The sequence below is a fragment of the Eubacterium sp. An3 genome (assembly GCF_002159465.1).
In the GTDB taxonomy this organism is placed as follows: Bacteria; Bacillota; Clostridia; order Lachnospirales; family Lachnospiraceae; genus Anaerobutyricum; species Anaerobutyricum stercoris.
Window position 1 is genome coordinate 84,272 of the sequence record NZ_NFIR01000003.1, and the last position, 15,780, is coordinate 100,051.

General features: G+C 49.2%; 20 protein-coding genes. 6 read left to right on the forward strand and 14 right to left on the reverse strand.

The annotated features are described in order from the left end of the window. Window positions 1-160 precede the first annotated feature (160 nt). The 12 genes from atpC to B5F87_RS04715 all read right to left on the reverse strand — a co-directional run bounded on the left by atpC (window position 161) and on the right by B5F87_RS04715 (window position 8,804). The gene (gene atpC / locus B5F87_RS04660; protein WP_087277548.1) at window positions 161-568 is read right to left on the reverse strand and encodes an ATP synthase F1 subunit epsilon; all 408 of its coding nucleotides are present in this window, start codon (window positions 566-568) and stop codon (window positions 161-163) included. 8 nt (window positions 569-576) lie between these two features. Then, entirely contained in the window at window positions 577-1,971 is a 1,395-nt protein-coding gene (gene atpD, locus B5F87_RS04665; RefSeq protein WP_087277551.1) for a F0F1 ATP synthase subunit beta, read from the reverse strand. Between the two features lie 17 nt (window positions 1,972-1,988). Then, the gene (gene atpG, locus B5F87_RS04670; protein ID WP_087277555.1) at window positions 1,989-2,855 is read right to left on the reverse strand and encodes an ATP synthase F1 subunit gamma; all 867 of its coding nucleotides are present in this window, start codon (window positions 2,853-2,855) and stop codon (window positions 1,989-1,991) included. Window positions 2,856-2,947: 92 nt separating this feature from the next. Further along, window positions 2,948-4,450 carry a F0F1 ATP synthase subunit alpha gene (gene atpA, locus B5F87_RS04675; RefSeq protein ID WP_087277983.1) on the reverse strand — a complete coding sequence of 501 codons (1,503 nt, stop codon included), beginning with the start codon at window positions 4,448-4,450 and terminating at the stop codon, window positions 2,948-2,950. 32 nt (window positions 4,451-4,482) lie between these two features. Next, window positions 4,483-5,031: an ATP synthase F1 subunit delta gene (gene atpH / locus B5F87_RS04680; protein WP_087277557.1), complete on the reverse strand. Its 549-nt coding sequence runs from the start codon at window positions 5,029-5,031 to the stop codon at window positions 4,483-4,485. Continuing rightward, on the reverse strand, window positions 5,016-5,549 hold the full coding sequence (atpF, locus tag B5F87_RS04685) for a F0F1 ATP synthase subunit B (RefSeq protein ID WP_242964265.1): 534 nt from the start codon (window positions 5,547-5,549) through the stop codon (window positions 5,016-5,018). The genes atpH and atpF overlap by 16 nt, the downstream gene beginning before the upstream one ends. A 36-nt stretch (window positions 5,550-5,585) precedes the next feature. Next, window positions 5,586-5,852 carry an ATP synthase F0 subunit C gene (gene atpE / locus B5F87_RS04690; protein WP_087277990.1) on the reverse strand — a complete coding sequence of 89 codons (267 nt, stop codon included), beginning with the start codon at window positions 5,850-5,852 and terminating at the stop codon, window positions 5,586-5,588. Between the two features lie 51 nt (window positions 5,853-5,903). Beyond that, window positions 5,904-6,644, reverse strand: coding sequence for a F0F1 ATP synthase subunit A (gene atpB / locus B5F87_RS04695; protein WP_242964266.1), 741 nt, complete (start codon window positions 6,642-6,644; stop codon window positions 5,904-5,906). A 4-nt stretch (window positions 6,645-6,648) separates the two neighbouring features. Further along, window positions 6,649-7,065 carry an ATP synthase subunit I gene (locus B5F87_RS04700; protein ID WP_087277560.1) on the reverse strand — a complete coding sequence of 139 codons (417 nt, stop codon included), beginning with the start codon at window positions 7,063-7,065 and terminating at the stop codon, window positions 6,649-6,651. Beyond that, the gene (locus B5F87_RS04705; protein ID WP_158096954.1) at window positions 7,031-7,297 is read right to left on the reverse strand and encodes an AtpZ/AtpI family protein; all 267 of its coding nucleotides are present in this window, start codon (window positions 7,295-7,297) and stop codon (window positions 7,031-7,033) included. Before B5F87_RS04705 ends, B5F87_RS04700 begins: the two co-directional genes overlap by 35 nt. Continuing rightward, window positions 7,294-7,758, reverse strand: a complete 465-nt coding sequence (locus tag B5F87_RS04710) for a hypothetical protein (RefSeq protein WP_087277565.1) — start codon at window positions 7,756-7,758, stop codon at window positions 7,294-7,296. The genes B5F87_RS04705 and B5F87_RS04710 overlap by 4 nt, the downstream gene beginning before the upstream one ends. 11 nt (window positions 7,759-7,769) lie before the next feature. After that, complete coding sequence (locus tag B5F87_RS04715; protein WP_087277568.1) at window positions 7,770-8,804, reverse strand: L-threonylcarbamoyladenylate synthase; 1,035 nt, start codon at window positions 8,802-8,804, stop codon at window positions 7,770-7,772. A gap of 467 nt (window positions 8,805-9,271) precedes the next feature. Between B5F87_RS04715 and B5F87_RS20930 the strand changes: the two genes are divergently transcribed. The 6 genes from B5F87_RS20930 (at window position 9,272) to B5F87_RS04740 (ending at window position 14,805) form a co-directional block, all read left to right on the forward strand. After that, window positions 9,272-9,484, forward strand: coding sequence for a hypothetical protein (locus tag B5F87_RS20930; RefSeq protein ID WP_158096955.1), 213 nt, complete (start codon window positions 9,272-9,274; stop codon window positions 9,482-9,484). Between the two features lie 73 nt (window positions 9,485-9,557). Then, window positions 9,558-11,192 (forward strand): recombinase family protein, encoded by a 1,635-nt coding sequence (locus B5F87_RS04720; protein ID WP_158096956.1) that lies wholly within the window; start codon window positions 9,558-9,560, stop codon window positions 11,190-11,192. Between the two features lie 231 nt (window positions 11,193-11,423). After that, window positions 11,424-12,665 (forward strand): ammonium transporter, encoded by a 1,242-nt coding sequence (locus tag B5F87_RS04725; protein ID WP_087277574.1) that lies wholly within the window; start codon window positions 11,424-11,426, stop codon window positions 12,663-12,665. A gap of 13 nt (window positions 12,666-12,678) precedes the next feature. Continuing rightward, window positions 12,679-13,035, forward strand: coding sequence for a P-II family nitrogen regulator (locus tag B5F87_RS04730; RefSeq protein WP_087277577.1), 357 nt, complete (start codon window positions 12,679-12,681; stop codon window positions 13,033-13,035). Window positions 13,036-13,101: 66 nt separating this feature from the next. After that, window positions 13,102-13,686 carry an N-acetylmuramoyl-L-alanine amidase gene (locus B5F87_RS04735; protein WP_087277580.1) on the forward strand — a complete coding sequence of 195 codons (585 nt, stop codon included), beginning with the start codon at window positions 13,102-13,104 and terminating at the stop codon, window positions 13,684-13,686. 273 nt (window positions 13,687-13,959) lie between these two features. After that, window positions 13,960-14,805 (forward strand): adaptor protein MecA, encoded by an 846-nt coding sequence (locus B5F87_RS04740; protein WP_087277583.1) that lies wholly within the window; start codon window positions 13,960-13,962, stop codon window positions 14,803-14,805. A gap of 184 nt (window positions 14,806-14,989) precedes the next feature. Here the strand turns inward: B5F87_RS04740 and B5F87_RS04745 are convergent, their stop codons facing one another. Together B5F87_RS04745 and ribE are read right to left on the reverse strand one after the other, a co-directional pair. Next, window positions 14,990-15,205, reverse strand: coding sequence for a DUF1858 domain-containing protein (locus B5F87_RS04745; protein WP_087277586.1), 216 nt, complete (start codon window positions 15,203-15,205; stop codon window positions 14,990-14,992). Between the two features lie 92 nt (window positions 15,206-15,297). Continuing rightward, on the reverse strand, window positions 15,298-15,771 hold the full coding sequence (ribE, locus tag B5F87_RS04750) for a 6,7-dimethyl-8-ribityllumazine synthase (RefSeq protein ID WP_087277588.1): 474 nt from the start codon (window positions 15,769-15,771) through the stop codon (window positions 15,298-15,300). Between the last annotated feature and the right edge of the window lie 9 nt (window positions 15,772-15,780).

Below are 15,780 nucleotides of genomic sequence, written 5' to 3' on the forward strand. Positions count from 1 at the left end.
AAGGATTCTGGCAGCTTTGTCCAGAAATATTCCGAAAATTCAGAAAGGTTTTACGCCTGCATTGTACCTAAAAAAAGAAAACGGCTCAACCCCGAAGGTTTCTGCCGTTTTCCCATAATAATTATTTTATTGTAGCGCGCCGCGCGTCGCCTGGTTTATTTTATTCCATCCCTGCGATATCCAGCCGCACCAGCGCCCGCTTGAGGGCGGCTTCGGCCAGGAGAAGGGTCTGTTCGTCCTCCTCGGCGCTGAGTATCTGCTGCGCCCGGTCGCGGGCCCTCTCGGCGCGGGCTATGTCGATGTTCTGCGGCCATTCTACAGCTTCGGCAAGGATGGTCACCTTGTCCGGAGTAATCTCCACAAACCCCGAGAGGAGCGCAGCCGTCCTTTGTCCGTTTTCCTCAGTTATGATCAGGCGGCCCGGCGCGATAATCTGGGTCATGGGGATATGCTCCGCATAGACGCCCACTTCCCCTTCTACGGTGTTATATTCCACCATCAGCACATCGTTGGTGTAGAAAATGCGGTCCGGTGAGATGATTTCCAGTCTGAAGGTCTTTTCTGCCATCCCATCACCTACTTATCTGCTCTTGCTAAAACATCGTCGATGCTGCCCGCATTTAAGAACATTCCTTCCGGAATATCGTCATATTTTCCTGCCAGCAGCTCTTTGAATCCCTGAATCGTATCGGAAAGCGGCACGTAGCGTCCACTGGTTCCCGTAAACTGCTCTGCCACGAAGAATGGCTGGGACAGGAATCTCTGTACCTTTCTGGCACGGGATACCAGCAGTTTGTCGTCCTCGGAAAGCTCGTCCATACCGAGGATGGCAATGATATCCTGCAATTCCTTATATCTCTGCAGAATCTCCTGCACACCTCTGGCCACCTGATAGTGTTCCTCTCCCACGATACGCGGGTCTAGGATTCTGGAGGTGGACTCCAGAGGATCCACGGCAGGATAGATGCCCTGCTCCACAATGGCACGGGAAAGTACCGTGGTTGCGTCCAGATGAGCAAATGTAGTTGCGGGAGCCGGGTCCGTCAAATCGTCCGCCGGCACGTAAACCGCCTGCACCGATGTGATAGAGCCGTTTCTCGTGGAGGTGATACGCTCCTGCAGCGCGCCCATCTCTGTCTGCAGCGTCGGCTGGTAACCAACGGCGCTAGGCACACGGCCCAGGAGGGCGGACACCTCGGATCCTGCCTGGGTGAAACGGAAAATGTTATCAATGAACAGCAGGACGTCTTTTCCTCCCTGGTCTCTGAAATCTTCCGCAATGGTCAGACCGCTCAGGCCCACCCGCATACGGGCTCCCGGCGGCTCGTTCATCTGTCCGAATACCATGGCTGTCTTATCGATAACGCCGGACTCGCTCATCTCCCGGTAAAGGTCGTTGCCTTCACGGGTCCGCTCGCCCACACCGGTAAACACGGAATAACCGCCGTGCTCCGTGGCAATGTTGCGGATCAGCTCCTGGATGAGCACTGTCTTACCTACGCCGGCGCCGCCGAAAAGACCGATCTTTCCACCCTTCTGATATGGACAGAGCAGATCTACCACCTTGATGCCGGTCTCCAGCACCTCTGTCTTGGTGGACTGTTCGGAAAAGGCCGGAGCCTTTCTGTGAATCGGACTGCGCCGTACATTTTCCGGCAATGGTTTATTATCTATAGGCTCTCCCAGTACATTGAAGATCCGCCCGAGAGTTACTTCTCCCACCGGTACGGTAATCGGTCCCCCGGAGGCCACCGCCTCCATTCCGCGGACCAGTCCGTCTGTTGGGCCCATGGCGATACATCTCACGATATCGTCCCCAAGATGCTGAGCCACTTCTGCCGTCAGTCTGCCGCCGTCCTTTTTCTCAATCCAGACAGCATCGTTCATTTCCGGCAGTACGCCCCCGCTGAATCTGATATCCAGGACAGCGCCGATAACCTGGGTAATTGTACCTGTATTCTGTGCTGTCATCTATTCTACTCCTTTTTCTATCCATTCAGAGCTTCCGCTCCTGAAATAATCTCCGTCAGTTCCTGTGTGATCGCCCCCTGCCTTGCCCGGTTATAAACCAGAGACAGTGTGGAAATCATCTCGTCAGCATTGCTGGTCGCCGCATCCATGGCCTGCATTCTTGCTCCGTTTTCGCTGGCTGCAGACTCAATGAACGCTCCAAAAATCGTGCTGTTGATATATTTCGGAATAAGCAGATCCAAAGCTTCCTCCGGCCCCGGCTCATAGTTCATGAGCGTCTCGCTTTTTACCTGCTTTTCGGTCTCCGTTTTCTCTTCCACGTCCACCGGCAGCAGCTTTATGAGCGTCGGCACATGCACCACCGTATTTTTAAACTTTGTGTAAGCCAGGTAAATCTCTCCGATCTCTCCCGCCGCAAAGGCGTCAAGCACCTGCTCCCCGATGGCAGCCGCATCGGCAAAGGACGGGGCGTTCATGACCTCGGAATCGTCCGACACGATATGATAATCCCTGCGGGCCAGGGTCTCCACGCCTTTTCTTCCGACGCCATAAATATCCACATCTTCTTTCCGCCATCCGCTGTCCACGATCAGGCGGGTCACATTATTGTTATAGCCTCCGGCCAGCCCCCGGTTGGAAGTCACCACGATGACCGCCTTCCTCTCTGAACCGCTTCCTGTCAGGAACGGGTGATCCAGCCGTTCCGATTTCGCTAAAATGGACTGAATGGTCTCGTACATTTTATCAAAATACGGCCGGGCATTTTCCGCCCTGGATCTTGCTCTCTGCAGCTTTACGGTGGAAACCAGCTTCATGGCTTTCGTTATCTGCTGCGTACTCTGTATGCTGTCCTTGCGTCTCTTAATATCTCTCATGGACGCCATTTTGTATCACCACCTTATTTGCGCCGCATCATATCGCGCGGCATGGTTCTGCCGCCATAGTGTCCATGGTTCCGGCTTCCATGCGCATCCCATTAAAATGTCTCCTTGAATTCCGTGATTGCTTTCCGGATAAGCGCTTCCGTCTCCGGACTGAGATCTTTTGTATTCCGGATGGCAGAATAAATCTCCGGGAACTTCGTATCAACATATTCCAGAAATTTTTCTTCAAATTCCAATACTCTCTCAACCGGAATATCCAACAGATATTTTTTTGTCACCGCATAAATGATAAGCACCTGCTTCTCCACTGGAAGAGTCTTATACTGCGGCTGCTTTAAACTCTCTCTGATACGCTCTCCCTGAGCCAGGCGCTCTCTGGTATCATCGTCAAGTTCGGAACCGAACTGGGCGAAGGACGCCAGCTCCCGATACTGGGCCAGCTCCGTACGGATCGGCCCGGCGATTTTTTTCATTGCCTTGATCTGCGCCGCACCACCCACGCGGGATACGGACAAGCCGGCGTTGATGGCCGGACGGAAGCCGGCGTTGAACATCTCTGTCTCAAGATAGATCTGTCCGTCCGTGATGGAGATCACGTTGGTCGGAATGTAGGCGGATACGTCTCCCGCCTGGGTCTCAATGATCGGAATCGCCGTGAGGGAACCGCCTCCAAGCTCTTCCGACAGCCGGGACGCCCGCTCCAGGAGTCTCGAATGAAGATAGAACACGTCTCCCGGATAAGCCTCTCTTCCCGGAGGCCGGCGAAGCAGCAAAGATAATGTACGATAGGCCGTCGCGTGCTTGCTCAGATCGTCATAAATTACCAGCACGTCTTCTCCCCGTTCCATCCATTCTTCTCCTATGGCACATCCGGCATAAGGGGCAATATACTGAAGCGGCGCCAGCTCACTGGCTGTGGAAGCCACTATGGTAGTGTAATCCATGGCGCCGTACTCTTCCAGAGTTTTCACAATACCCGCCACTGTGGACGCTTTCTGGCCGATAGCCACATAGATACAGTGCATGTTCTGCCCTTTCTGATTGATGATCGTATCAATGGCAATGGCCGTTTTTCCCGTCTGACGGTCTCCGATAATCAGCTCTCTCTGCCCTCTTCCAATAGGCACCATGGAATCAATAGCCTTAATTCCGGTCTGCACCGGCGTATCCACCGGCTGACGGTCAATGACGCCGTGAGCCACCCGTTCCACCGGGCGGAACTGTTTCGTCTCCACCGGACCTTTCCCATCGATCGGCTGTCCAAGAGCATTAACCACCCTGCCGGTCAGAGCGTCTCCTACAGGAACCTCTATGACGCGCCCCGTAGTCTTGACGGTATCTCCTTCATTGACATTTCTGTGATCCCCAAGAAGCACGGCTCCCACATTATCTTCTTCCAGATTCATCACCATGCCGTATACTTCTCCGGGAAATTCCAGAAGCTCACCCTGCATGGCTTTTTCAAGGCCATAAATCCGGGCCACACCGTCAGCCACCTGGATAACCGTTCCCACATCAGCGGTTTCCAGCTTAGTCACATAATTTTTTATCTGCTCCCGGATAACGGAACTGATTTCCTCCGGTCTGATTTTTATCAAAACTCCCTGCACCTTCTTTCTTCTTTGTTTTATGATAACTGAATCCGGGAAAGCTGCCGGCTCAGCGTGTCAATCTGTGTTTTCAGGCTGCTGTCCACCACCCGGTCGTCCAGACGGATGATAAGCCCACCGATAATCTCCGGCTTCACAATATATGCAATCTCAAAAGAAATGTAATCGGTCACCTCCAGAAGACGCTTCTCCACCGCCTTCTTCTGCTCGCCGCTAAGCTCTACGGCGGAGGTCACGCTGGCTGTTCCAATTTTTCTGTGACGTTTTACCCTTTGAAGAAAATCCTCAAAAATAGACAAAATATCATTGTGACGGTCTTTTTGTATGATGATATGCAAAAACCCCATTACTTCCTCAGATACATGTCCCTGAAAAGCATTCTCCACCAGGGTAATTTTCTCTTCCTTCACAATTTCAGGATGATTCAAAAGACGCATGAGCTCTCCATTTGCCAGAAAAACATCCCGTGCCGCCGCAATCTCCTCCGCGAACTGGTCCACGGTATTTTCCTCCAGCGCCAGAGTAAACAGCGCGTCACCATAAATACTGCTCACCCTTTTCGCCATGTGTCATCACCTATCTCTTTCAGCGTCTGCTCTATGAGCTCATTTTGTTTCTTTTCATCCAGCGACGACGCCACGAGCTTTTCCGAAAGCAGGGACGCCACAGAGATAATCTCCTGCTTTACCTCATCGTTGACCCGCTTTTGTTCAAGCTCCGCCTCCTGACGGGCGCCGGCGATGATCCGCCCCGCTTCCTCCTTGGCGTTCACGATGATCTCGTTCTCTCTCTGCATCGCTTTTTTTCTTGAGTCGCTCAGAATCTGTTCCGCAACTTTATCAATCTCTTTTAACTTACCGTCATATTCTTCCCGCATGCGCACGGCGGCCTCCCTGTTCTCCAGAGCCTCCCGCTGTTCCTGCATCACCCGTTCTTTCCGGTCATTTAACTTCTTCCTCACCGGGTCCAGCAGCAGATAGCTGGCAGCCAGGAATAAAAGAAAGATGGCGATTCCCATAAAAATGAGCTGGAAAATAAGCTGCGCATCCAGACCGAATATACGGTCATCCAGTGATAATAGCACCTCATGCCTCCTTTCCGCTGTCTCATCATCATACGATTATAATCTTCCAATCAGCGGGTTCGCATACAGCAGGATGAGACCGATAACGAGACCATAAAGACCTGTCGTCTCGGCAACAGCCTGTCCCAGAAGCATGGTGGACATAATATCTCCCTTTGCGCCCGGATTACGTCCCACGGCGGATGCTCCGTATCCGGCGGCGATTCCCTGGCCGATACCAGGCCCGATACCTGCGATCAGGGCAAGACCCGCTCCGATAGCGGAACATGCTAATACTAAACCTTCGTTTGTAATCTGTGACATCATAGTAAAATCCTCCTTCTAAATATTAAACTTTTCATCCACAAAAAATAATTAATCCGCGTACTTATCTGTAATAAACGTCATGGTCAGCATTCCGAACACGTATGTCTGAATCGCTCCGGAGAACAGATCGAAGTAAACATGCAGAAATGATGGAATCCCCAGCTTCATAAACCATGGCAGCAACGTATACCAGAGACTGATCATGATTGTTCCCGCCAGTACATTTCCAAAAAGACGCAGGGACATGGACACCGGCGTGGCAAACTCGCTGATGACGTTAACCGGGAAAAAGATCGGGAACGGCTCGAACAAATCTTTGACAAACCGGATGCCGTTACTCTTGATCCATGCATACTCGATCATCACAAAAGTGATAAGCGCCAGAGCAAAGGTTGTCCCAAAGTCCGCCGTAGGCGCCCGGAGCCCGAATACCCCTGAAATATTTGACAGAAAAATGAATGCCATCAGGGTAATGACATAATTCCTGTATTTTGGCGCATGGGCGCCCATACTGGATTCCACCATGGCGTCCATGGTCTCTACCAGCATCTCCACCGCATTTTGTACGGCATTCGGTTCATCATAATCTTTCATGATCTCATGTCTGGCAAAAAGAATCAGCCCCAATAAGATCAGACAAACAATGACCGTGGAGATCATAGTTGTATTGATAGACAGAGTCTGTCCAAAAAGCTCAAACTCATAGTAGCTGTGGATGAAAAAATCCACATCGGCGCCGCTGCTCAAAAGCATGGCTCCCGCAGAGGTGCCGACAGATATTCCTCCCATTGATTCACCTTCCTTCCCCTCTTAGTTTTTTTGTGACGTATGTGTTCGTGTACATATGCAGAAGGGCTGCGATCTTTAATCCAATAATACCGAGAATCACTCCCGGAAAGCTGATGGCCTCAAAACGCAGGCCTGCATAAACGACTGCCAGCATAATAAGCCACCGGAGAATGCTCCGTATCGTCATACTCCACTGTCCCTTTGTCTGGCTCATATGAAGACATTTTTCCAGTCCTTTTTCCATGCTGACGCTCATACTCACGGCAACTGCCGTTCCCAGCACTATACCGATGGTGTAACTGAGCTTGTCACTGACAATAAACAGTCCCACGATCTCCGCCAGCAGACTCCAGATCAGGCAGCCAAAGATTAAATCAAGCAGCGTCTCATTGGTTTCCCTTATCCATTTTATCCGTTTCATGATGATCTGATTCCTTTTCTTTATAAAATACTTGTATCATTTTGTAACAGGAACGCATCCCAGCCAGAATACCAAGCACCAGCATCAGTGGAAAAAGCAGCTCCTGATGTAATTCCCGGGCCAGAAAACTACCCAGAAAAACACAGATGAAAATGCAGGTGAGCATACAGATCCCGAGCTGGCTGATAAGCGGCAGCATGCGGAATATATTGCGGTTCTTCCTCCTTTTCATGGGAGCAGCTCTCCGATCACCCGGTCTGCCACCGCCTCCATGAGCGATTCGATGGACTGAAAGCATTTCTCAAATGCTTCCGGCGTATCTTCTGTGACCTCCGGCACTTCCTCCTCTATATCGATAAAAGTACCCACGGACATACAGGTTGTCTGCGCCTGGAAACCGTTTCGCACCTGCTCTGCCTGTGCTTCCGTCATGGTCAGCGCCAAATCCGAAGATTCCAGATCTTCTTCCGTAAGCTGCGCGGAACGGAACTGATCGATCTCATAGCCATGCCGCCCGAGAATCTCAACCGCCATAGGCGAAACCGGCTCGGAAAACAGAACGACCAGACCTCTGGAAATCACTTCAATATCCGTAATATTTTTCTTTTTTATGAGTCCCTTCAGCGTCACTTCCGCCATAAAACTCCGGCAAAGATTATTCTCTCCGATTATAACAATCTTACGATATCCCAAACCTCCACCTCCTATACTGTGATCAGATGATATCCGGCTGCTTTGAGCATCCGGTTCATAATAGCATTCCCAAGACCCTTCTCAAAAAAACTTTCCGAATAAATATAATCCAGTGCCAGCGTATCGCATTCCCTGAGTATACTGTATAAATTAGCCGCAACCGAATCCGGATGTTCCCGGCTTCCAATGCTCCTGCGGATTCCGGTGCAATACTGTCCGATGGACTCATCGGTTCCGATAATGCCCACCCGGAAGCCCTCCTGCTCTTTTTCCTGCGCCCGGCGGTTAATCTCCGCTATCACTTTATCCGGTTCTCCTTCCACCAGAATAAGTTTTCCTTTCGGTGCATAATGGCGATACTTCATGCCTGGCGCTTTTGCCACCACATGCTCCGGCATTGTTCTGCCGGATACCGCCGGATCTATCTGTACAGTACCGATCACTGACTCAAGCATGGCCTTTGTAATATATCCGGGACGAAGTATCATAGGAACCTCTCCTGTCATATCCACAATTGTAGATTCGATACCGATTCCCACCGGCCCTCCGTCTAAAATCATCGGAATCTTGCCATTCATGTCCTCCATCACGTGACCTGCTGTCGTCGGGCTCGGCCGCCCGGAAGTATTGGCACTTGGAGCAGCGATCACGCGCCGGCTCTCCCGAATCAATGCTCTTGCGCCGGGATGAGAAGGCATGCGCACTGCCACCGTCTTAAGCCCCCCTGTGGTACCGTCCGGAACCGTTTCTTTTTTATTGAGAATCACGGTCAGCGGGCCGGGCCAGAAAGCCTCCATAATCTTCCTTGCCTGATCCGGCACATTTTCCGCCACCAGATCTACCTGCTCCATGTCCGCTATGTGAACAATGAGCGGATTATCAGAAGGCCGTCCTTTCGCCGCATAAATCTTTGCTGCCGCTTCACTGTTCATGGCGTCCGCACCAAGACCGTATACCGTCTCGGTAGGAAACGCCACCAGCCCCCCGGCACGAATAATCTCACCCGCCTCCTTCAAAGCATCCATCTTCACCAATTTTGTTTTCATTGCAGTCACCTCTGTCATTCAGCCCGTCTTTGGCTTTTGCTAGTGTAACATGCTTTATGCAGAAAGTCAAAAAACATGTCTTATTTTTTGTTACAGTTGTCATATTATTAACGTTTTTGTATTGCTGCTTCTTCTTTGCTTTGTAGAAGCATACTAATAATCGTACCTCATTTCAGGATTGTTTTTATGATAAATTTCTATTTTCACAAACTTTCTCCCCGAAATCTCTCTCTTTTCTTTCTTTTTCTGTTTTTGTCCGCCCTTGTTTTTGCTGACATGGCCAGAACTTCCCCGATTTTTAAAACCTCCGGCATTTTCACCGTCGTCCTGGACCCGGGGCACGGCGGGTGTCAGATGTGCGGATGAAGCGCGCGGGACACGTTCCCGGCGCCCTGTTCATATAAGACAGGCACTCCGCGTATATTTGTTACAGAAACAGAAATATCGCTCGATCAGGAGGGCCCTTTATGCCACAAAACACCCCCCGAAACATTTCTCCATACAATGCTTCATTCAATCTGCCATCCGAAAGGTCAGAAAAAGACTCATTGCCCGGCAGGATAAAACAGTCTCCCTTCATCACTGTGGAGAGGGATTTTCTCTCCTCCATCACAGAAGATGAAGCGCTTATCCAGATTATCCGGGCGCATCTGCGGCAGTTATCCGCCGCTCCTCCATAAAAATCCCTGCATCTGCTGTAAGCTTATACCACTTGTACCCTTTAACACTATAAAAGAAAAAGAAGGTAAAAATATGCCGGATCTTTTTTATACCGCCGCTTATATCCGCCTTTCCCGTGAGGACGGCGACCGGGAAGAAAGCGACAGCGTCGCCAATCAGAAAAAGCTTCTCACCGGTTTTATTGAGAAAAAAGAGGAGCTTCTTCTATATAATATGTATATCGACGACGGATATTCGGGCGTCACTTTTCAGCGTCCCGCCTTTCGGAGGATGCTCGCAGACATTGAAAACAAAAAAATCACCTGTGTCATTGTCAAAGATTTATCTCGTTTTGGCAGAGACTACATCGAGAGCGGGCGGTATCTTGAACGATATTTTCCAGAGAAAGGAATTCGTTTCATCTCCGTCTCCGACCATATAGACAGCCTGCGGCAGCCCTATGATATGCTTCTTCCCATTAAAAATATTTTTAACGAGCAATACGCGCGCGATATATCCGGCAAGGTTCATTCCGCCCTGCAGACCAAACGGCAGTGCGGAGAGTTTATCGGAGCCTTTGCCAGCTATGGCTACCGGAAATCGCCCACAGATAAAAACAAGCTGATCATCGACGAGTACGCCGCCTCCGTCGTCCGGCGGATCTTCTCTCTCTATCTGCAGGGTTTCGGCAAGCAGCAGATTGCCCGGCTTTTAAATAGCGAGGGCGTCCTTTGTCCTTCCGCCTATAAACGGGCGTCAGGACTCCGCTATGCCAATCCCGGAGTCGGCTGCGGTTCCCTCTGGTCTTATTCTACCATTAATCACATCTTACATAAAGAAATATATGTGGGAAATATGGTACAGGGCACGAGAGAACAAAAGCTGCGGAGCAGACAACACATGCTCGGGCGGGAACGCTGGATCGTAGTCAGGGGAACTCACGAGGCCATCATCGATGAAGAAACGTGGCGGCGAACTCAGAAACTCCTGAAAAGCAACGTCCGCTCCCCGGCCGGAGCGTACGTTCCGGCACGTCATCTCTTTGCAGGTCTCCTCTTTTGCGGCGGCTGCGGGCGTCCCATGGTAAAAACAATCTGGCGGCACGCCGACGGCAGTCCGGAATATTCTTTCACCTGCGGTACCTGCAAGCGGCATGGGAGACATTTCTGCACCCCGCATACCATTCCCGCCCGGGCGTTGGAACAGGCGGTCCTTAACGATCTGAACCTTCTTCTGTCCCGCTGCGAAAAGCTGTCCGGGCTGGTATGGCAACAGGCGGAACAGTTTTTTGACCAGCCGGGCATCGAATCCGAGCTACAGCTCATGGAAAATGAACGGAAAGCGGCGCGGGACATTTTTCTTACTTCTTATGAAGATTACAAATCAGGACTACTCTCCCGGGAAGAATTTCTGGTCTGCCGGGAAAAATACCGCCGGAAGGAACAATTCTGCCGTTCTAAACAGGAAGAACTCACAAACCGACGTGCTGATTTTTGGAAAAAAGTCCGGCAATCTCCTTTATTAAATGAAAAACCGGCAGCCAGACCAGTCTCCTACCTGGACCGGGCATTGCTGTCAGCGTTGATTGCTAAAATTACTGTTTACGAAAACCGCCGCATTCATATCTGTTACAATTTCCCGGGAGGCGCTTCTTTTTTCCCCGGGCAGTATTTTGTAAAACGGACTGATGACATACATATCTTAAGTAAATCGTCCGAATTACAATAACAAATTAAGTGTATTTTTTCTCACCACCATAATATTGTTTATTATTGCAGAATTTTTTAAAAAAATACTATATTTTTTTTACTTGTGCAAAAATTGGAACTGTGCTAGACTGCATTACAAGACAAAGGCGTTTACAGTATTGATCATACTGCAGACGCCTTTTTTTCATGAAAACAGTCTGAAACAATCATTTAAGCCGGCATTTTGAAGAAGGAAAGGATGAGATAAGATATGAATTCAGGAGATACAGCTTTTGTAATGATCTGTGCAGCTTTTGTATTTTTAATGACTCCGGGACTGGCGTTTTTCTACGGCGGTCTGGTACGGAGAAAAAATGTTGTAAATACCATGATGGCCTGCGTTGCTATTATGGGACTTTCCGTTGTGATGTGGGCTTTATTTGGCTATTCCCTGGCCTTTGGCGGAAATCACGGCGGAATCATCGGTGATCTGCGATGGTTCGGATTAAATGGCGTTGGAATGGATGTGGGTCCATATTCCGATTCTCTGCCGCATCTGGTTTTTTGTATGTTCCAGATGATGTTCGCCATGATTACCCCGGCCCTCATTACGGGATCTCTGGTGGGACGTATGAAATTTAAAGCGTTATTTTTCTTTATCGCCCTCTGGTCCATCATTGTTTATTATCCAATGGCTCACATGGTATGGGGCTCCGGCGGATTTCTGGCATCCATCGGTTCTGTAGACTTTGCGGGCGGTAATGTTGTACATATCAGCTCCGGTGTCAGCGCCCTTGTCCTCGCTATTATTCTTGGCAGAAGAAGAGGGTACGAACACACCACCTACCGTATTCACAATATTCCATTTGTAGCCCTTGGCGCTTCTCTCCTCTGGTTCGGATGGTTCGGCTTCAACGCAGGAAGCGCGTTAAAAGCAGACGGATTGGCTGCACACGCATTTATGACCTCCGCCATCTCCGCAGCTGCCGCGCTTCTTGCCTGGATGGCCATTGATGTCATCAAGACCGGCAAACCTACGCTGGTCGGCGCTTCCACCGGCCTTGTCGTCGGTCTCGTCGCCATCACGCCGGGAGCCGGATTTGTTCCAATCTGGGCTTCATTTATCATCGGTCTTCTGGTAAGTCCGATCTGCTACTTTGGCGTAGCTCTTGTGAAAAAGAAACTGAAAATTGATGACGCGCTCGACGCCTTTGGATGTCACGGCATCGGCGGTATCTGGGGCGGCATCGCGACAGGTCTGTTCGGTCAGTCCTCCATCAACAGCGTCGCCCAGTGGGACGGTCTGGTATTCGGTGATTTTCATCTCTTTGCCGCCCAGCTCATCGGTATCGTCGTCACCATCGCTGTGGCTATTGTTGGAACGCTCATCTGCGTGGCTGTTGTAAAAATATTTACTCCTCTCCGCGTCACAGTAAAAGAGGAACAGATTGGACTGGATATCACGCAGCATGGAGAAAGCGCATATCCAAGCTTTAACGGATTAGATCAGTAAGGTGGGAAGAAAAATGATGTTTAAAATTGAAGCATATATAAGAGAAGAAAAATTTGAAGATGTAAAAAAAGCGCTGGATGACCTCAATGTCAACGGACTGACCGTATATCAGGTCATGGGATGCGGCATCCAGAGAGGATATCAGGAAATCGTGCGGGGCATGGAAGTGGATATGCAGATGCAGCCAAAGGTAAAATTCGAGATTGCTGTTTCCTCGGAGGAATGGGCGGAAAAAACCGTGGACGCTATCCAGAAAGCAGCCTACACCGGAGAGATCGGAGATGGCAAAATCTTCACCTATGAAATCCGCTCCGCATTAAAAATCCGTACGAAGGAAACCGGTTACGACGCTATTCAGGAATCAGAATAACTACTTCAGGGATGGGAGGCGATTCAGCCTCCCCCTTTTATATGTTGACGCGTCAGGGCAAGGCATATTCCGGATGATCATCCGCGCTTCCGGCACCCGCCCCACGGCGGGGAAGACCCGGGAAAGGTCAGTGCTTCCGGCATTCAGGAAAAGGACATTAATCTGTCCATTGCCCTCAAATGCCGAACCATTCTGGAACAAAACGGCATTCACGTGGTCATGACAAGAGAAACGGACTGCAGCCTTGAGGATGACGCCGTCTCCAATAAAAAAGCCAGCGATCTGAAAAACCGAAAATCCATCATCACGGAATCCTCCCCCAATTGTGCGGTGAGTATCCATCAGAACAGTTTTCCTGACAGTACTCAGCACGGCGCGCAGGTCTTCTACCAGACTTCCAGCGAAGAAAGTCAGCGTCTCGCCTCTCTTATACAGGCACAGACTCTGTATCTGACAGGAGAGGAAAATAAGAGAGAAATCAAATCCAATTCCGATTACTACCTGCTGCGGGACAACACTGTTCCCACAGTAATCGCAGAGATCTGCTTTCTCTCCAATCCCTCTGAAGCCGAGATGATTGCGGATGAGAACATGCAAGAAAAGGCTGCTTTCGCTATTGCCATGGGGATTATGCAATATTTGTATTCCTGATGCATCTCGAGATCAGTTCATGTCTGCTTCTGGCTTATGATAACCGGCTTCGTATATCATATTACTATATTTTTTATTGTTTTACAATAAATTTTGTGAATTCCTTGTGAAAACATGCCCGTTTACAGATATGTGGGTGATTTTAACACTTTACAGTTTTCAGAATAATGTTTATACTATACACACCACATATTCTTGTCCCATATTTTCCATGGGACAGAACTCTCCATATATAATATCCTGATATGACTTTATCAAAAAGGAAGTGAATTCATGAAATTAGAAAAATTGAATGATAATCAGATACGATGTACATTAAATAAATCTGACTTAGATAAACGGGAGCTGCGGCTTTCCGAACTGGCTTACGGTTCTGCCAAAGCCAGAGCACTGTTTCGTGATATGATTCAGCAGGCTTCCATTGAGCTTGGCTTTGAAGCGGATAATATTCCTCTCATGATTGAGGCCATTCCGATTTCCAATGAATGCCTGGTACTTGTGGTCACCAAAGTGGAGGATCCGGATGAACTGGATACCCGTTTCTCCAGATTTTCCAGTCCATTTGATGAAGATGATTTTGACGAAGATTATTCTTCCGATGTTTTTGATGAAGATCTTGCTGACACTGATTCCTACGAAGAGGAATCTGTTTCTTTCAGCAGCAGTTCGGACGAAGATCTTCCTTTCAAAACTTCATCCGATAAAGACGATGGAAGGCAGGCCGCCGATGATGCGCTCGATTTGATCGCTCCGTTCACTCAGGCTATTGCCCAGGCAAAAAAGGAAGTTCTGAGAAAGAAACAGGAGGCATCCAGGAAGAAACATAATCTTCAGATCTACACTTTTTCTGATCTGGATACCATCACACATCTGAGCGCGTTCCTCACCCCATTTTACACCGGTGAAAGTCGTCTGTACAAAGACGCCGCCAGCCAGACCTACTACCTGTTTCTGATAAAAAACCAGTGTGAACATGACATTTTCAAAAGAGCCTGTACCATTGCTTCTGATTATGGTACTGTTCTGAACACGTCATACTCTACACTTTCCTATTTTGAGGAACATTTTCAGTCTGTATTCCGGGAAAATGCCCTGGAAACACTGAACCAGCTTAATTAAATATACATCGGCCAAATAAATATTACGATACAAAAAGCACAGCTTTGTTTTTTTCGAAGCTGTGCTTTTCTGGTATTTACGACGTTAAAACGGTATTTCTGACATAAAAAGAAGGCGCAGCCGGGCGATATCTGAAGCATCGTGACATCTTTCCGGCTGCACCGTTCATTGCTGTATCTGCTTTTTATTTATTTTTATTTGCCAGATAGTCATTAATGCGGCCAAGCACCTGGTCTGCGTCCATACCGTGCACCATGCATGCTTCTTCCAGACTCTCCATAGCGGAAGACGGGCATCCAACACAGTGCATTCCTGCTGCCATTAAAATAGCGGCAATCCCCATATCCATCTGGAGCATCTCTCCGATTAATGTATTCTTTGTAACAACCTGAGCTGCCATGATCTATTCCTCCTGTATTACTTCAAAAATCCTGTTTGTTTATCGGGTACTTTACTCAGTATAATACACGGAATCAAAAAATTCAATAGTTATTATTTTTCAATCTCCTTGATGAGGTTGATCATTTCAATAGCGCCAAGCGCGCAATCATACCCCTTGTTGCCCGCCTTTGTGCCGGCGCGCTCAATGGCCTGCTCGATGTTTTCCGTGGTGACGATACCGAATAATACCGGAATGCCGGACTGAAGTCCCACCTGCGCCACGCCTTTGGAAACCTCGCTGCACACATAATCATAGTGGCTGGTGGCGCCGCGGATAACCGTACCGAGAGCGATGACCGCGTCATATTTTCCTGAATTCGCCATCTTTTCACAGATCAGCGGAATCTCGAATGCTCCCGGTACCCACGCCACATCAATATTTTCTTCTTTCATACCGTGGCGGACAAGGCCGTCAATGGCGCCGCTCAAAAGCTTGGAAACGATAAACTCATTGAATCTCGCGCACACGATTCCCACTCTCTCTTCTCCGCCTACTACTTTTCCTTCAAATACGTTTACTCTCATGATATTTCC

Bases quoted from the DNA above. Each gene is read 5' to 3' on its own strand.
- B5F87_RS04715 (WP_087277568.1), bottom strand. From the start codon at position 8,804: ATGAAAACAAAATTGGTGAAGATGGATGCTTTGAAGGAGGCGGGTGAG.
- atpC (WP_087277548.1), bottom strand. From the start codon at position 568: ATGGCAGAAAAGACCTTCAGACTGGAAATCATCTCACCGGACCGCATT.
- B5F87_RS04700 (WP_087277560.1), bottom strand. From the start codon at position 7,065: ATGAAACGGATAAAATGGATAAGGGAAACCAATGAGACGCTGCTTGAT.
- atpE (WP_087277990.1), bottom strand. From the start codon at position 5,852: ATGTCACAGATTACAAACGAAGGTTTAGTATTAGCATGTTCCGCTATC.
- B5F87_RS04725 (WP_087277574.1), top strand. From the start codon at position 11,424: ATGAATTCAGGAGATACAGCTTTTGTAATGATCTGTGCAGCTTTTGTA.
- atpD (WP_087277551.1), bottom strand. From the start codon at position 1,971: ATGACAGCACAGAATACAGGTACAATTACCCAGGTTATCGGCGCTGTC.
- B5F87_RS04740 (WP_087277583.1), top strand. From the start codon at position 13,960: ATGAAATTAGAAAAATTGAATGATAATCAGATACGATGTACATTAAAT.
- B5F87_RS04745 (WP_087277586.1), bottom strand. From the start codon at position 15,205: ATGGCAGCTCAGGTTGTTACAAAGAATACATTAATCGGAGAGATGCTC.
- B5F87_RS04705 (WP_158096954.1), bottom strand. From the start codon at position 7,297: ATGAAAAGGAGGAAGAACCGCAATATATTCCGCATGCTGCCGCTTATC.
- B5F87_RS04730 (WP_087277577.1), top strand. From the start codon at position 12,679: ATGATGTTTAAAATTGAAGCATATATAAGAGAAGAAAAATTTGAAGAT.
- atpB (WP_242964266.1), bottom strand. From the start codon at position 6,644: ATGGGAGGAATATCTGTCGGCACCTCTGCGGGAGCCATGCTTTTGAGC.
- B5F87_RS04720 (WP_158096956.1), top strand. From the start codon at position 9,558: ATGCCGGATCTTTTTTATACCGCCGCTTATATCCGCCTTTCCCGTGAG.
- atpH (WP_087277557.1), bottom strand. From the start codon at position 5,031: ATGGCGAAAAGGGTGAGCAGTATTTATGGTGACGCGCTGTTTACTCTG.
- ribE (WP_087277588.1), bottom strand. From the start codon at position 15,771: ATGAGAGTAAACGTATTTGAAGGAAAAGTAGTAGGCGGAGAAGAGAGA.
- atpG (WP_087277555.1), bottom strand. From the start codon at position 2,855: ATGGCGTCCATGAGAGATATTAAGAGACGCAAGGACAGCATACAGAGT.
- B5F87_RS20930 (WP_158096955.1), top strand. From the start codon at position 9,272: ATGCCACAAAACACCCCCCGAAACATTTCTCCATACAATGCTTCATTC.